Source organism: Streptomyces sp. AC550_RSS872 (assembly GCF_019049285.1).
Taxonomy (GTDB): domain Bacteria; phylum Actinomycetota; class Actinomycetes; order Streptomycetales; family Streptomycetaceae; genus Streptomyces.
Genome location: NZ_JAGMUL010000005.1, coordinates 99,040 through 114,181, shown reverse-complemented (window position 1 = coordinate 114,181; position 15,142 = coordinate 99,040). Strand labels below are relative to the sequence as shown.

Annotated in this window: 14 protein-coding genes and 2 pseudogenes; 7 read left to right on the top strand and 9 right to left on the bottom strand. The window is 71.2% G+C overall.

Annotation, left to right across the window (positions count from 1 at the left end):
* Nucleotides 1–189: 189 nt before the first annotated feature.
* The 3 genes and pseudogenes from KUM44_RS01890 to KUM44_RS01885 form a co-directional block, all read right to left on the bottom strand.
* Nucleotides 190–1,677 (bottom strand): annotated as a pseudogene (locus KUM44_RS01890) (CocE/NonD family hydrolase).
* A 19-nt stretch (nt 1,678–1,696) separates the two neighbouring features.
* Nucleotides 1,697–1,831, bottom strand: a complete 135-nt coding sequence (locus KUM44_RS46665; protein WP_302185947.1) for a hypothetical protein — start codon at nt 1,829–1,831, stop codon at nt 1,697–1,699.
* Nucleotides 1,805–2,178: pseudogene (locus KUM44_RS01885) on the bottom strand (MFS transporter); the annotation flags it as partial. The pseudogene KUM44_RS01885 and the gene KUM44_RS46665, both read right to left, overlap by 27 nt.
* Before the next feature lie 207 nt (nt 2,179–2,385).
* Here KUM44_RS01885 and KUM44_RS01880 point away from each other — a divergent pair.
* From KUM44_RS01880 to KUM44_RS01860, 6 genes are all read left to right on the top strand, one after another.
* On the top strand, nt 2,386–3,396 hold the full coding sequence (locus KUM44_RS01880) for a polyprenyl synthetase family protein (RefSeq protein ID WP_217205765.1): 1,011 nt from the start codon (nt 2,386–2,388) through the stop codon (nt 3,394–3,396).
* Nucleotides 3,397–3,827: 431 nt separating this feature from the next.
* Entirely contained in the window at nt 3,828–3,986 is a 159-nt protein-coding gene (locus KUM44_RS44945) for a CHRD domain-containing protein (RefSeq protein ID WP_308402455.1), read from the top strand.
* 11 nt (nt 3,987–3,997) lie between these two features.
* Nucleotides 3,998–4,555, top strand: coding sequence for a DUF3455 domain-containing protein (locus KUM44_RS01875; protein WP_308402454.1), 558 nt, complete (start codon nt 3,998–4,000; stop codon nt 4,553–4,555).
* Nucleotides 4,556–4,815: 260 nt separating this feature from the next.
* Nucleotides 4,816–6,120 carry a DUF2092 domain-containing protein gene (locus KUM44_RS01870; RefSeq protein WP_217205764.1) on the top strand — a complete coding sequence of 435 codons (1,305 nt, stop codon included), beginning with the start codon at nt 4,816–4,818 and terminating at the stop codon, nt 6,118–6,120.
* A gap of 81 nt (nt 6,121–6,201) precedes the next feature.
* A complete protein-coding gene (locus KUM44_RS01865; RefSeq protein WP_217205763.1) occupies nt 6,202–7,206 on the top strand; it encodes an ABC transporter ATP-binding protein in 1,005 nt (334 codons plus the stop codon).
* Nucleotides 7,193–8,098, top strand: a complete 906-nt coding sequence (locus KUM44_RS01860) for an ABC transporter permease (RefSeq protein WP_217205762.1) — start codon at nt 7,193–7,195, stop codon at nt 8,096–8,098. The genes KUM44_RS01865 and KUM44_RS01860 overlap by 14 nt, the downstream gene beginning before the upstream one ends.
* A gap of 103 nt (nt 8,099–8,201) precedes the next feature.
* Here the strand turns inward: KUM44_RS01860 and KUM44_RS01855 are convergent, their stop codons facing one another.
* The 3 genes from KUM44_RS01855 to KUM44_RS01845 are packed head-to-tail and all read right to left on the bottom strand — an operon-like array spanning nt 8,202 to nt 10,776.
* Nucleotides 8,202–8,786 (bottom strand): flavodoxin family protein, encoded by a 585-nt coding sequence (locus tag KUM44_RS01855; protein ID WP_217205760.1) that lies wholly within the window; start codon nt 8,784–8,786, stop codon nt 8,202–8,204.
* 44 nt (nt 8,787–8,830) lie between these two features.
* Nucleotides 8,831–10,258, bottom strand: a complete 1,428-nt coding sequence (locus tag KUM44_RS01850; protein ID WP_217205758.1) for an amidase — start codon at nt 10,256–10,258, stop codon at nt 8,831–8,833.
* Complete coding sequence (locus KUM44_RS01845; RefSeq protein WP_217205756.1) at nt 10,255–10,776, bottom strand: DUF6668 family protein; 522 nt, start codon at nt 10,774–10,776, stop codon at nt 10,255–10,257. Before KUM44_RS01845 ends, KUM44_RS01850 begins: the two co-directional genes overlap by 4 nt.
* Nucleotides 10,777–11,047: 271 nt before the next feature.
* Here KUM44_RS01845 and KUM44_RS01840 point away from each other — a divergent pair, with 271 nt between their 5' ends.
* Entirely contained in the window at nt 11,048–12,379 is a 1,332-nt protein-coding gene (locus KUM44_RS01840; RefSeq protein ID WP_217205754.1) for a tetratricopeptide repeat protein, read from the top strand.
* A gap of 24 nt (nt 12,380–12,403) precedes the next feature.
* Here the strand turns inward: KUM44_RS01840 and KUM44_RS01835 are convergent, their stop codons facing one another.
* The 3 genes from KUM44_RS01835 to rarD all read right to left on the bottom strand — a co-directional run bounded on the left by KUM44_RS01835 (nt 12,404) and on the right by rarD (nt 15,088).
* Nucleotides 12,404–13,354 carry a M28 family metallopeptidase gene (locus tag KUM44_RS01835; RefSeq protein WP_217205752.1) on the bottom strand — a complete coding sequence of 317 codons (951 nt, stop codon included), beginning with the start codon at nt 13,352–13,354 and terminating at the stop codon, nt 12,404–12,406.
* Between the two features lie 127 nt (nt 13,355–13,481).
* Nucleotides 13,482–13,964 (bottom strand): VOC family protein, encoded by a 483-nt coding sequence (locus KUM44_RS01830; RefSeq protein WP_217205750.1) that lies wholly within the window; start codon nt 13,962–13,964, stop codon nt 13,482–13,484.
* Between the two features lie 134 nt (nt 13,965–14,098).
* Nucleotides 14,099–15,088, bottom strand: a complete 990-nt coding sequence (gene rarD / locus KUM44_RS01825; protein ID WP_254388919.1) for an EamA family transporter RarD — start codon at nt 15,086–15,088, stop codon at nt 14,099–14,101.
* Nucleotides 15,089–15,142 lie beyond the last annotated feature (54 nt).

Genomic DNA, 15,142 nt, shown 5'->3' with positions numbered 1-15,142 from the left:
CTGTCGTGCCGGTTGACCATGGTCTGACGCGTATGGGGCGCTTGATCCTTTGCGGTTGCCAAGCCTCAACTTGCGCGTGGAGCAAGGGGAGACGAGGGTGCGCCGGGCGGGGTGCGCGGCCGGGTGCGCGTGACCCAACTCACGGGCATCCACAAGAGCGGCAAATCGGGCAATGAATCCAACTCGCCTTTAACCGGCCGTCCGTGGAGTCCGTTTTTCCCATGTCCAGTGGATAAGTACTTCTTCGCCCTCTGATGGCAGCCGGATCGACCAGCCCGAGCGGGTGCGGGCAGACAGGGGGCCCGACTCGTTGATCGCGTACGTCTCCAGCGCGTCCTCGGTGAGCTCCAGACCGTCGGGATACGCGCGAGAGGGAAGTTCACGCCGAGCGGCTCCGCCTGCACGCGGAAGAGACGGTGAGGCGGATGCGGTGGCCGGACGGGAAGGCGTGCCCGATGCCGTTCGGCTCGAAGGTCACGCCCTCGGTGGTGCCCGGCTCACACGGCACCACGTGGTCCCGTCCATGACGCGCCGTCAGGTTCGGCGCGCCCCGTGTGACCAGGGTCGAGGAGCCGTCCGGTGCCACGTCGCAGAGCCGGGCGACGACCTGCCCCGCGGCACCTCCGAGTCGGTCGCAGCCGCATTCTCGGCCGCCGCAACACCCAGGTCCCCTCGCCCACTTCGAACTCGAAGCACGCCGACCGCGCGTCCTCCTCCCGCTGGTCCGACGGCAGGTCGGCGTCGTTGCCGAACGGAAGAAGGCGGCCGGTGTCGATGCCGTGTGCATGGGGGAGCGCACCAGGACGGGGGCGCCCTGGAAGCCGTACGGCACCGGGCGCACGTGGGGGGTGGGCCAGGCCGGCTCGCCGACCCAGCGGCCGGGCAGCGTGGGGTACACCGTGGCCGGAGGGTGGGAGTCGCTGACGTAGGAGCGCAGCAGGGGCTCGGACATGACGCCGGTGTCCTCGTCCTTCAGCCAGTGGTCCCACCAGCGCGGCGTCTCCTGGAGGAAGCCGATCGCCGGGCCGGGCGGCAGGCCGCGATCGGGCTACTGGTGCGACCAGGGGCCGATCAGGCCGCGGACGCGGTCGGCGGGCAGATGCTCGGCCAGGCGCAGGACCGTGTCGCGGTACGGGTCATGCCCGCCGCCCACCGCCAGGACCGCGGCGTCGATCGCGCCGTAGCCCTCACAGACGCTGCCGTGAGGCCAGTGGGCATCGCGGGTCTGGTGGCCCGGCCAGGTGTGCAGGAACGGTTCGACGGCCTTCAGTCGCCCCAGCCACATGTCCCGCCAGGTGTCGCCGACGCACAGCGGGCCCGGCGGACTGGCGACGAAGGCGAGCATGGTCGACGCCCAGGCGTGCATGGTCGACGCCCAGGCGTGCATATCGACGGCGAGCACGGAACCTCCCATGTAGTGCACGTCGTTGTCATAGCGATCGTCCGTGGAACAGGCCGCACGGAGGCCTGGCCGTGGCCGGGGTACCAGGGGGGCGCGGATGGTCGCGGGAGTGGTCCAGTCGGTCAGGCGGTACGGCAGGTATTCGAGGAGCGCCGGTACGGGCCCGTCCGTCAGCGGGCGTCGCCACGCGCGCGCGTACAGCGGGGTCCGGTCCTGGAGCGGACGCGGGGGTCGTGGTGGGGCGTCTCGTAGGGGAAGGACGTACGGATGTGCATGGGCAAGATCCCCGTCGGGTCAGCGCACCAGGTGAATGTGGGCGGGCCTGGAGACGTCGTCGTGGAGCTTGACCGTCTGGGCCTGGCTGCCGTTGGCCAGGGCGAGGGAGGGCAGCCAGAGGGGCATGGTCTGGCCGGCGGCGGGCACCGCCATGGCGTAATGGCCGCAGGCGATCAGGAGGCCGCCCCACAGCACCGCGCGGTACGAACCGAGGGTGCGGTCGGCGAGCCGGCCGCCCGCGACGGGGGCCAGGCAGACGAGGGTGCCGTCGGCGGCGGAGACGGAGGCGGTCGGGTCCGGCCGACATGCCCATCCCCGCCGTGGGTGACCGTGTCGGCGAAGTGCAGGACGAGGATGGCCCGCATGCCGAGGCGCGAGAAGCGTTCCCAGACCTCCAGGCCTGAGAGTGTGAGAAGGCCTCTGGGCCGGCCGAAGAAGGCGTGGTCGGGGTGCGGTGGCGGCTCGTTCCCGGGCTGGAGGTCGACTTCGGTCCGGGACACGGGCCGCTACTTCCCTATAAGTCGATGGATATCCGGCCTTATCACGTGATCAAAAATATACCTGCCGTGATCCGATACCGCCCGTGGTGGACGGGTGGGCGGCATCGGTGATCGAAACCTGACCGGATACGCTGACTTGAGTGATGGCAGCGACCTATCGACAAACCGTGTAACCGCCAGTAGACACCAGCAGACAGGAGATCCCTCGTGACCGTCGTCGGGCCGTTCGGGCTGAGCGTGCGGGACCAGGCTCTGGAAGCCGATGTCCAGGCCGGATTGACGGCTGTCGAGGAGGGATTGCTCGAAGCCACCAAGAGTGAGGTCCCCTTCATCACCGAGGCCGCCCAGCATCTGGTGCGGGCGGGTGGAAAGCGGTTCCGGCCGCTGCTCGTGATGCTCACCGCCCAGTTCGGGGACCGGTATGCGCCGGGGATCGTGCCGTCGGCGGTGGTGGTGGAGCTGACCCATCTGGCGACGCTGTACCACGACGACGTGATGGACGAGGCGGCCGTACGGCGCGGTGTCGACAGCGCGAACACTCGCTGGGGCAACTCGGTCGCCGTCCTGACCGGGGACTTCCTCTTCGCGCGCGCCTCGCACATCCTGGCCGACCTCGGGCCGGAGGCGGTGCGGGTGCAGGCCGAGGCGTTCGAGCGGCTGGTCACCGGGCAGATCCTGGAGACGGCGGGGCCGCAGGACGGGCGGGATCCCGTCGAGCACTACCTCGATGTGCTGAGCGGGAAGACCGGGTCGCTGGTGGCGGTGTCGTGCCGGTTCGGGGCGATGATGTCGGGCGCCGACGAGACGGTGGTCGATGTGCTGACCCAGTACGGGGAGCGGCTCGGGGTCGCCTTCCAGCTGGCGGACGACGTCCTGGACATCGCGAGCGACTCCCATGAGTCCGGGAAGACGCCGGGGACGGATCTCCGGGAGGGGATTCCCACGATGCCGGTGCTGCGGTTGCGGGAGCGGGCCGCGCGGTTGGGGCTGGCGGAGGACCTCGCGTTGTGCGAGTTGCTGGACTCCGATCTCAGTGATGACGCGCGGCTTGCGGAGGCGTTGGCTCAGCTTCGGGTGCATCCGGCGTTGGAGCAGGCTCGGCGGGACACCGTGCGGTATGCGGAGGATGCGCGGGCTGCGTTGGCGCCGTTGCCGGAGATGGGGGCGAAGGCCGCGTTGATGGAGTTGTGCGATGCGGTGGTGCATCGGGCCGGGTGATTTCGCCCCCGCCGCCCCTACCCGTCCCATCCCTTGAAGGGGCTCGGCCCCTTCGACCCCGCCAGGGGGCTTCGCCCCCTGGACCCCCATCGGCCTGCGGCCTCGTCCTCAAACGCCGGACCGCCTGGGTGGGTCGGCCTGACTGGGAGAGTGGCTATGACGTACGCCACACCCTGGACTGAGTCCAAACTGAGATCGCCTCCGTATGCATGCTCAGAAGGCAATCATGGGCATGAACGCGACGTTCTCGAAGCGCCGTAAGAGTCCGGTCGTCACCGCTGTCGCGGTGGCCGCCGTCGGTGGTGTCGCCGGCGCGGTGAACCGCGGTGCCGGGGGGGGGCGCTGCTTGCCGCGAGTCTGCGCGGGGCGAACGAGGTGCCCGTCGACGGTGGGCCCGCTGTGGGGACAAGGACGGTGCCGCTCTGGAGTTCGTGAAGGTCAAGGGGGACAAGGTGTCCGTCGCCGTCACCTGGCGCGGCACCGGCAAGCCGACCGCCCTTCACATCCACCAGGGCCCCAAGGGCACCAACGGCGGCATCAAGGTCGACTTCAGCGGCCTCCTCGGCAGGAGCAGGGGCACCGCCTCGTAGGAGCCGTCACCGTGAAGGACGCCGTCCTGCTCAACGCCCTGAAGGCAGACCCGAGTTCCTCGAGTTCCTTCTACGCCAACCTTCACACCGCCGAGTTCCCGGGCGGCGCCGTCCGGGGACAGCTGCACAAGGTGAGCGTCGCCGCGTTCGACTTCCGGGACGCGCTCGACAACGTCCAGGCGTCCGTCGTCAAGGGCGAACAGATCTACGAGTGCAAGCCGGCCGAGGGCGGCGGGTACGCCTTCGCCCCACGGGACGTCAGTGCCGTGCTCGGCGGCCGTATCGCGCACTCCTTCGTCGCGCCCAACTCCGGTACGCCGCAGTGGATCGCGCGTGACGGCAGCGCGGTGACCGGGGCCGTCCTCTCCAGGACGCCGAACGGCGAAGGGAACATCCCCGAGCTCGATCTGAGGGCCACCCGGTCCGGCAAACACCACGGCCTCCTCGCCGACACCGCGGAGATCCTGCGGCTCAACACCGTCGGCGGCGTCGCCCCGGCCGGCTCCTGCGCGCCCGGCGCCATCGTCGGGGTGCCGTACCGGGCCGACTACGTGTTCCTCAACGGCTGATCGGCGCGAGGGCGGCGGCTACCCCTACGGGTCGGGGGAGGCGCCGCCCTCGTGTGTCATACCCCAGGTGTACGCGGAGTTGGCTCCGGAGGCTGACGAATCTCCCTGGCCGATTTGGTCAGATGGAAACCACGGACAACACCACTCCTCACCGATTCGGGTGAGAATGGCGGCACAGGGGTGGACGAGTGCGGGGTCGTAAGACTCGCGGGCGACGAACGAGAAGGACAGCCGCCGCCGACGACGGAGGTAAGGCACACATGGCACCGTACGAATCCGACGACAGTACGACCGCGGTCAAGGAGGTCGACGACCTGCCCTCGGGGCGGCGCAAGGCCGCGCGGTACGTCGTCCCGGTGACGGTCGTGGGAGTCGCGGCGGCGACGATCGGGCTCGTCCCGGCGATCGCCGACTCGGGCGACCCGGACCTGCCGAAGATCACCGCAGAGCAACTCATCGAGAAGATCGCGCAGTCGGACGTGGAGCGGCTGTCCGGCACCGTGAAGATCAGCACCGACTTGGGGCTGCCGGACCTCGGCGGGCTGGGGGCCGGCTTCGCCTCCGGTGCCATGGCGTCCGGGTCGGGTGACGGATCGTCCGCCGATCCGTCGGCCAAGCTCACCGAGCTGGCGTCCGGCACGCACACGCTGCGCGTCGCCGCGGACGGCGAGAACAAGCAGAAGCTCTCCCTGCTGGAGAACGCCTCCGAGTACAGCCTCATCCACAACGGCAAGGACGTCTGGGGCTACGACAGCAAGTCGAACGAGGTCTTCCACGGCACCGCCGAGGAGGCGAAGGGCGGGCAGGAGAAGGAAGACGTTCCCGCCACGCCCAAGGGCTTCGCCGAGGAGGCGCTCAAGGCGGTCGACGACACCACGTCCGTCACCGTCGACGGCACCGCGCAGGTCGCGGGCCGGGACGCGTACCGACTGCTCATCAAGCCGAAGCAGTCCGGGACCACGGTCGGCGCGATCACTGTGGCCGTGGACGCCGAGACCGGCATGCCGCTGAAGTTCACGCTGACCCCGTCGAGCGGCGGCGCGGCAGTGATCGACGCCGGCTTCACCCAGGTCAGCTTCGCCAAGCCGGCCGCCTCCACCTTCGACTTCACCCCGCCCAAGGGTGCGAAGGTCACCGAGGAGGACGCGCTGGAGGGGAAGGGCGGCGAGCACGGCACCCCCAAGTCCGAGGACGAGCTGCGCAAGGAGCTCGACAAGGAGTTCGGAAAGGACTTCGGCAAGGAGTTCGGCAAGGAACTCGACGGCCCGAAGTCCGGGGACAAGGTCGGTAAGACGCCCGAGGGCGGCCCCGAGGTCATCGGCGAGGGCTGGAACTCCGTGGCCGTGTTCGACACCGGCGGCGAGGGTGTTCCCTCCGGTGCCGAGGTCGGCGGGGACATGGGTGGCTTCCTCGACTCCCTGGGCGACAAGGTCACGGGTAAGTTCGGCTCGGGCACGGTCTTCAAGACCCGCCTGATCAACGCCCTGATCACGGACGACGGCAAGGTCTATGTGGGAGCGGTCGACAAGGACGCGCTCGTGAAGGCGGCCGACTCCGGGAAGTGAACCGGAACCGACAGCCGGCCGGACGGCACGGACGCGCCACGATCGAGGTGCCCCTAGGGGCCCGAGGAGCCTGAGGAACCGATGGAGGAACTGCCCGCCGCGGAGGCCGGCGAGGTCGATCAGGCCGGTCGATCCGACCGGGCCGACGACGTCGCCGACACGGTGATCGCCACCCGGGCGCTCACCAAGCGCTACCGCGGCGGGCAACTCGCCGTCGACGGTCTCGACCTGACCGTCCCGGCGGGCAGTGTCTTCGGTTTCCTCGGTCCGAACGGCTCAGGCAAGACCACCACCATCCGCATGCTCATGGGCCTGATCGAGCCCACCGCCGGCAGCGCGCGTGTGCTGGGGCAGCCCATGCCCCGGTCAGCGCGCGCCGTACTGCCGCACGTCGGCGCGCTCATCGAGGGACCCGCCCTGTACGGCTTCCTCTCCGGACGCGACAACCTCGTCCGGTACGACGCCGCCGACCCGACCGCCGATCCACGCACCCGGCGCACCCGCGTCGCGGCCGCGCTGGACCGGGTGGGCCTGACGGCCGCCGCGGGCAAGAAGGCCAAGGCCTACTCGCTCGGCATGAAGCAGCGGCTGGGGCTCGCGGCCGCGCTGCTCCAGCCACGCCGGCTACTCGTCCTCGACGAGCCGACCAACGGGCTCGACCCGCAGGGCATGCGCGAGATCCGCGCCCTCATCCGGGAGTTGGCGTCCGACGGCACGACCGTGTTCCTCTCCTCCCACCTCCTCGACGAGATCGAGCAGGTCTGCACGCATGCGGCCGTGATGGCGCAGGGCCGGCTGATCACCCAGGGCGCGGTGGCAGAGCTGGCGGCCGGGAACCGCGGTCGGCTCGTCGTGACCACACCCGACGCCGCGGACGCGGCCCGGGTGCTGAAGGAGCAGGGTGCCGGTGACGTCGTCGTCACCGACGACCGGGTGACCGCCGAACCCCCGGACCGCGATCTCGCCGACGTCAACGCGGCGTTGGTGACCGCCGGGGTCCGGGTGCGGGGCTTCAGCGTCGAACGGGCTTCCCTGGAGGACGCGTTCGTGGCGCTCACGGGGGAGGGGTTCGATGTCGCAGGCTGAGGTCCTCCGGCAGGGCGGCGCGAGCGAGGGGGCGGCCCGGAAGGTCAGCCCTTTGTGGACCTTCGGCCTCCTGCGCAGCGAGCTGCTCACCACCTTCCGGCGCTGGCGCACCCTCGCGCTGCTCGCCGTCCTCGCCGCCGTGCCGATCCTGGTCGGGATCGCCGTGAAGATCGAGACCAGCGACGGCGCGTCGATGGGAGGCGGTGGCCCGCAGGGCGGCGGCCCGGCGTTCATCTCGCAGATCACCAACAACGGCCTGTTCCTGGTCTTCACCGCACTGGCCGCGACGCTCCCGTTCTTCCTGCCGATGGCGATCGGCGTCATCGCGGGCGACGCGATAGCCGGCGAGGCGAACGCGGGCACCCTGCGCTATCTCCTCGTCGCCCCCGCCGGCCGCACCCGACTGCTCCTCACCAAGTACGCGACCACGATGGCCTTCTGCCTGGTGGCCACCCTCGTGGTCGCGCTCTCGGCGCTCACGGTCGGCGCGCTGCTCTTCCCGCTGGGTGAACTGACGACCATCTCCGGCACCCGCATCAGCTTTGCGGAGGGCCTCGGCAGAGCCCTGCTGATCGCCCTCGTCGTCGCCGTGTCACTCATCGGTGTGGCGGCCCTCGGCCTGTTCGTCTCGACGCTGACCAACAGCGGGATCGCGGCGATGGCGACGACCGTCGGCCTGCTGATCACCGTCCAGATCCTCGACCAGATACCCCAGCTCCACGCGCTCCAGCCGTACTTCTTCTCCCACTACTGGCTGTCCTTCGCCGACCTCATGCGCGAACCCGTCTACTGGGACGACCTCGTCAAGAACCTGGAGATCCAGGCCCTCTACGCCGCGGTGTTCGGTTCGGCGGCCTGGGCGAGGTTCACGACGAAGGACATCACCGCGTAGCGCTCCGCCTGGGCAGCCGGTGTCCGCTCGGTCAGCCGGATCCGGTCAGGCGGCCGGGGGCAGGTCAGGCAGCCGGTATGCGGTCAGGCGGCCGGGCATTCGGTCAAGCTGCCTGGTACGGGAAGCGGGCGGTCGGCGGGTCCTGGGCGAAGAAGGTCTTGGCGCGGGTGAGCGCCGCGGTGTCGTCCAGTACGTCGTCGATCCGGCCGCCCTTGCCCAGCAGGACGCCGCCGAAGCGCATGCCGAAGTAGGCGGCCGAATTGTTGAGGGTGCCGATCAGCGGCTCGGCGACCTCGTGTTCGCTGTGGTAGAGCGCGGTGACGCCCCACAGGGTGCGCTCGGCCATCCCCGCCTTGAAACCGAGGCCGGGAGTGCGCAGCCAGTTCTCCCACTCATCCAGGTAGCGCTTGGTGTGGGCGGACACCGAGTACCAGTACAGCGGCGACGCGATCACCAGGTCCGTGGCCGCCAGTGTGGCGTCGAGCAGCAGCGCGGCGTTCCCGGTGGGGGCCGGGGGAAGCGCGTCGTCCTGGCGTACGTCCGCGAAGTCCGGCAGCGGGTGGTCGGCGAGGCTGATCCACTCCTGTTCGACATCCTCGGCCAGCTGCTCGGCGGCTTTGCGGGCCAGTACTTCGGTGTTGCCCCCGCTGCGGCTGCTGCCCAGCAGGAACAGGAAGCGGCGGGTCATGGGTCCCCCATATGGTCGGCGTCCGACAATAAGTCGCCTGTGCATTATATGCGCACGCAAGGAACTGTCCAGGGCCCGACGGCCGACTCGGCCGCCCGCGCCACGTCGAGCAACAGGCCCTCCCGTCCATGCGCCGCCACCAACTGGAGCCCGACCGGACAGCCATCGCCGTCCAGCCCCGCCGGAATGCTGATCGCCGGATGCCCGCTCAGGTTGAACGCCCAGGTCAGCGCGGTGGAGTACCGATCGCCGGGACCGTCGTGGCCGTGCGGCGGGGTAGGGGTGGTCGGCGTCAGCAGCAGCTCGGTCTCGGTGAACAGGTCGGCCAGGCGGCTGTCGTTCGCGGCCCGGATCCGGTGGGCGTGGAGCGCCTCGGGGCCGGGGTTGCTGCCCTGGGCACCCTGGGCACCCTGGGCGCGCGGGACTCGCAGGGCGAGCCATGCCGGGGCCGGGTCGTCGAGACAGAGCGGCGTCCGCGGCCGTACGAGCCGTATCGCGCCGGCCTCGGCAAGCCGTACGGCCGTGGCGTGGGCGACGGCGACGACGTCCGGGTCGGGGGAGTCGAAACCGAGGTCGCGGGACCACACGGCGGTCGGGGCGGTGTACCCGCCGACCGGCCTGTCATCCGCGCCGACCGGCCTGGGGAGCTCGCCGAAGGGCCTGTCATCCGCGCCGATCGACCTGGGGAGTTCGCCGACGGGCCTGTCATGTCCGCCGACCGGCCTGTCATCCGCGCCGGCCGACCTGGGGAGCTCACCGACCGACCTGTCATGTCCGCCACCCGGCCCGTCATGCGCGCCCGCACCAGGCAGCCCGCCGTCCCGCGCCCAGTCGTCCCGCGCCCCGCCGCCGCCCGACATCACATCCCAGTACGACGCCACATCCGCCACGCACCGCGCGAACACCCCCGGCGCCATGAGCCCCGTAGGATCGGCCGACGGCAAGCGTCCGTTGCCGGCCTTCAGTCCGACGACCCCGCACCACGCCGCAGGGATCCGCACCGATCCGGCCCCGTCGCTGCCGGTCGCGAGCGGCACCAGCCCCGCCGCCACCGCCGCCGCGGACCCGGCCGAGGAGCCGCCCGGCGTCCGGTCGGGCCGCCAGGGGTTGGCCGTACGGCCGTACCGGCCGAGTCCCCAGGTCTGCCAGGGAGTTCCCGGCCCAGGAACGGACGTCGCCCCGACCGCCACGCAGCCCGCCGCGAGCAGCGGGCCCGCCGTCCGCAGTCCACGCCGTCCCTTGACCCCGATCGGCACTCCGGCCAACGGCAGCCGCTCGCCCGCGCCGACCCGTGCGTCCACGTCCCGGGCCCGCCGCAACGCCTCCTCGCCCCACACCTCGATGAACGCGGACAGGACGGGGTCGGCCCGCTCGATGCGCTCGAGGGCCGCCGTGACGACATCGACGGCGTGGAGAGTCTGCGAGCGTACGGCCGAGGCGATCTCGGTGGCCGAGGTGACCGCCGAACTCACCGGGAGCGCCCCGTCAGCCGGGCCAGCGCAACGGCTGCCCGCGGCGGCCGTCCACCCAGCTCGCCGAGCCGCCAAGCGGGCACCCACGGCACCCGGTACACGTCGATGGCCGACTCGATCACCTTGACGCGCTCGGCGAGTGGCCGCGGCAGCCGACCCGGCGCGTCCGCGACCAGGACGACGGCGTCGAGATCGAGCCCGTGCGGAGCCTCACCGCGCCGGAAGATCTCGAGGGCGCCCAGGGCGGCGGCCAGCCCGGCCGCATGTGTGCGGGCCACGAGCAGGACCGACCGCGGATCGGACGGACCGGGCCAGAGGCGACCGCAGTCCTGGCCGCCGTAGACCGTGGCGAGCGTGGTGACACCCGCCCCGCCGTGCACGCCGACCCAGGAGAAGCGCCGGGGCGTGGCGACGGCAGGGGAGAGCGGGGGCTCCTCGGGCAGGGGCACCGGCCCGCGGATCCAGATCTCCGGCCCCGGCTCGGACCGCCCCTGCTGCACGTGCATGTCACTCCGCATGCCCGCACTCCTCCCTCGTCACGCCATCGATCATCGCGCCAGGCATGAGAACGCTGTGACGTGGCACAAGCTCCTGGAACGAGTCTGTGACGTCCCGGTGACGCCCGCGCCGCGCGCGGCCGGAGAGACTCGACCGTACGTGTACGACGTGTCCGATCTGTACTACCGGATGTTGACGCCGGGGAAGCGGAACACGACCGCGGGAGGGGGCACCATGGGACCCGAACGCGTCGGCCGTGAATCTCCCCGGCGCATGCGAGTGAGGGAAGCGATGTCTCGACTGAGCCGCGCGATGAAGCGGGAACAGAAACGCGCCGCGGCCTCCGCGGCCCCCGTGGCCGCGCCGATCGACGTGCGCGTGCCTGCCGTCGGTCCGGGCGGGGCCGGTGCGTCGATCGGCGGTGTACCCGTCACCGGTGTCCCCGGCGAGGAGATCCAGCGCACCGTGCTGACCCACCTCCAGCGCATCGCGGTCGCCAGCGGCCACCCCGTGCACGCCACGATCCACGACGAGCGCATCGGTTACGTCGTTCCGCTGCGCGTGGCGGAGGACGGCTCCAGTCAGTTCACCGCCGAGCCGGTGCGGACGGCTCCGCCGAGGGAGCCCTCGGTGCCGGGGGCGCCTGCGGTACCGGAGGCGCCGGCCGCGCCGCTCCCGCAGGACCCGCCGCCCCATCGGGACAGGCCCACGCAGGTCCTACGACCGCTGCCGGGCCCGGAGCAGGACGCCTCGCCCACCTTCCGGCTGCGGGCGTTGCCCGGGTCGGCACCCGAGCCGGTGCAGGACGCCGTGCCCGGCACGGTCGCGCCGCCGCTCGGGGAGTTCGGCCCGCCCCCGCCCATGGACGCGCGACCGGAGCCGACGGACGTACCGCAGGGTGACGTACCGACAGAAGCCGTACCGAAGAATGCCGCACCGAAGGATGCCGGACCGGAAGGCCCCGTACCGGAAGGCGTCGTACCGGAAGGCGCCGTACCGGAAGCCGGGGCGCCGCAAGCCGTCCCGCGCCGGGCTCCCCTCCTCGTCTCCACCTCCATCCCCGACCTCGACCCCGGGCCCACCCCGCCGCGCGGCTTCGACGCCGTGGCCGAAGCCGTCCTCGGGGACGCGGAGCCGGCCACGACCGCCGATGTCTCGCCCTTCGCCGAGGAGATGGCGCGGATCAACGAGGCCGTGAAGGAGGGCCGGACGGCGGAGGCGACCGAGCTCGCGGAGCGGACCCTGGCTCAGGCGTCGGCGGTGCTGGGGCTGGAGCACCCCGAGGTCCTGCGGACACGTGAACTCGCCGCGTACATCGCCTACCTGGCCGGCGACCCGGAGCGCGCCTTCGGTCTCTGCCTCGACGTGGCCCGTACGCACCACCGCACCCGGGACGCGGAGGCGGCGTACGGCAGCCTGTACGGCGCGGCCACGGCGTGGCGGGCGGTCCGGGACCCGGCGCTGGGCCTGGCCCTGGGCCGCGACCTGCTCGGTCTGTGGAGCGATCTCGTGGCGGAGGGCGGCCCGGCCGCCGAGGAGGCCGAGGAGCTGGAGTCGGCCCGCGCCCGCATGGACCGTCTCGCCGCCCGAGCCGCCAAGCCGGCCCAACCGCCCACCGCTTGAAATGCCCGGTGCCTCGCCTCCCTGCTACTCCGACAGCTCCCACACCGCGTACGCGACCGCGTCGCTGTTCCGGTTCAGGGCGGTGTCGTTGATGTTGGACGTCGTGTCGCAGGACGAGTGGTAGCAGCGGTCGAAGGACTGTCCGGCCGTGCCGCCCCACTTGGTCACCTGCGCCGCCGTCTTCGTGCGGCTCGCTCCGGTGAACAGGCCGCCGACCGGCACGCCCGCGCTCTTGAACGGCGCGTGGTCGGAGCGGCCGTCGCCCTCCGTCTCTATCTCGGTCGCGACGCCGAGGCCGGCGTAGTAGTCCTTGAAGGTCTTCTCGATCGCGGGGTCGTCGTCGTAGACGAAGTAACCGGGATTGGGCGAGCCGATCATGTCGAAGTTCAGATAGCCGCTGATCTTCGCGCGGTTGGTGGAGGAGAGGTTGTTGACGTAGTGGCGGGAGCCGACGATCCCCAACTCCTCCGCGCCCCACCAGGCGAACCGCAGATGCCTGGTGGGCTGGTAGCCGGCTCGCGACACGGCGAGCGCGGTCTCCAGGACGGCCGCGGAGCCGGAGCCGTTGTCGTTGATGCCGGGGCCGGAGGAGACGCTGTCGAGATGCGAGCCGGCCATGACGACCTGGTTGGTGTCGCCGCCGGGCCAGTCGGCGATCAGGTTGTAGCCGGTGCGGCCGGAGGACGTGAACTGCTGGATCGTCGTCGTGTACCCGGCGGCGTCCAGCTTGGCCTTCACATAGTCGAGGGAGGCCTTGTAGCCGGGGCGGCCGTGGGCGCGGTTGCCGCCGTTGGCCGTGGCTATGGACTGGAACTGGGTGAGGTGGGCCTTCACGTTCGCCACGGGTATGTCGGGCGCGGCGGCCGCCTCGACATCGGCCTCGGGTGCCGCGCCGGCTATGGATCCGCTGGTCAGAAGCGTGGCGGCCGCTACTGCGGCGGCCGCCGACGCACGCCAGGAGACGGAGAGCTTCATGTGGGGGCTCCGAATTCCTTGGGAATCACAGGGATTCCTCAGTGAATGGGGTGCCTGGATGGTCGGGGTAGCCTGACTCTCCGTCAAGAGCGCTCTTCGGACTCGGAGTTCGGAATAGGGAAAACCCTCACTGCACGCAGAACTCGTTCCCCTCCGGGTCCGCCATCACCGCCCACTCCCCGCCCGGCTCCTTCACATGCCGCAGCACACTCGCTCCCAGCCCCCGCAGCCGCTCGACCTCGGCCTCGCGCTCCCCGGCCACCGCATGCAGATCGAGATGGAGCCGGTTCTTGACGCTCTTCGCCTCCGGCACCCGCTGGAACAGCAGGCGCCGCCCCAGCCCGGTGCCGCTGTCCTTGTCGTACGGGTCGTCCGGATGCCGTACGGCCACCAGGTCCCGGAAGGCGAGACGGGCCTGGAACTCGACGACGTCCTCGCGCGGCAGCACGCCGAGTTCCAGGAGCCGCTCGATGAGGGCGTTGTTGTCCTCGATCTCGTAGCGCAGCGCGGCGGCCCAGAAGACGGCCTGGGACTGCGGGTCGGCGGAGTCGATGACGAGCTTCCAGTGCAGGGGTGCGGGGGTGGGCGTGGATTCGGGTGCCTGTGTCATGCGACCACTCATAGAGGCGGGGAGAGTGGGCCGCAACGAGGAATCGCCGGGTTCGGCTGCATTCAGCCCGTCCGGCGTTTGAGGACGAGGCCCGTTCAGGGCCGAAGCGGGGGTCTGGGGTGGCAGCCCTCAGGTCAGACGTCCACCGCGGCGGAGACCGGCTTCTCGACCCTCGGCACGCTGAACTCCGCCAGCCTGCTCCGCCGCGCGGAGCGCCACGCGTCGGCCGTGAGCAGCGTCAGCGCCAGCCACACCAGCGCGAACCCGGCCCACCGCTCGGCCGGCATCGCCTCGTGGAAGTACAGGACGCCGAGCAGGAACTGGAAGACCGGCGCCAGGTACTGGAGCAGCCCCAGCGTCGACAGCGGCACCCGTATCGCGGCCGCGCCGAAGCAGACGAGCGGCAGCGCGGTGACGACACCGGTGGCCGCGAGCAGCGCCGCGTGGCCGGCTCCCTGCGAGGTGAACGTCGACTCCCCGTGGGCCGTCAGCCACACGAGGTACCCCGCGGCGGGCAGGAACTGGATCGCGGTCTCCGCGGCCAGCGACTCGATGCCGCCGAGGTTGACCTTCTTCTTGACCAGCCCGTACGTGGCGAAGGAGAAGGCGAGAGTGAGCGAGATCCACGGTGGCCGGCCGTACCCGACGGTCAGCACGATCACCGCGGCGAACCCGACGCCGACCGCCGCCCACTGCACCGGCCGCAACCGCTCCTTCAGCAGCAGCACGCCCATCGCGATGGTGACGAGCGGATTGATGAAGTACCCGAGCGACGCCTCCACCACATGGCCCGAGTTCACGGACCAGATGTAGACGCCCCAGTTGACGGTGATCACGGCCGCGGCCACGGCGACCAGCGCCAGCCGCCGCGGCTGCCGTATCAGCTCGCCCGCCCAGGCCCAGCGCCGTACGAAGGCCAGCGCCACCGCCACGAAGACGAGGGACCAGGTCATCCGGTGCGCGAGGATCTCGACCGCACCGGCGGGCTTCAGCAGAGGCCAGAAGAGGGGAACGAGCCCCCACATCCCATACGCCGCGAAGCCGTTCAGCAGTCCTGTACGCCGCTCACCCTGCGACTTCCCGCTCACGGGCCCCTCCTTCGCGCACCCCGGCCGCGCCCGCATGGCGGCCTGCACGAAGGTAACGCCGAACACCCTCGCGTGTCATGTCCGTATCGC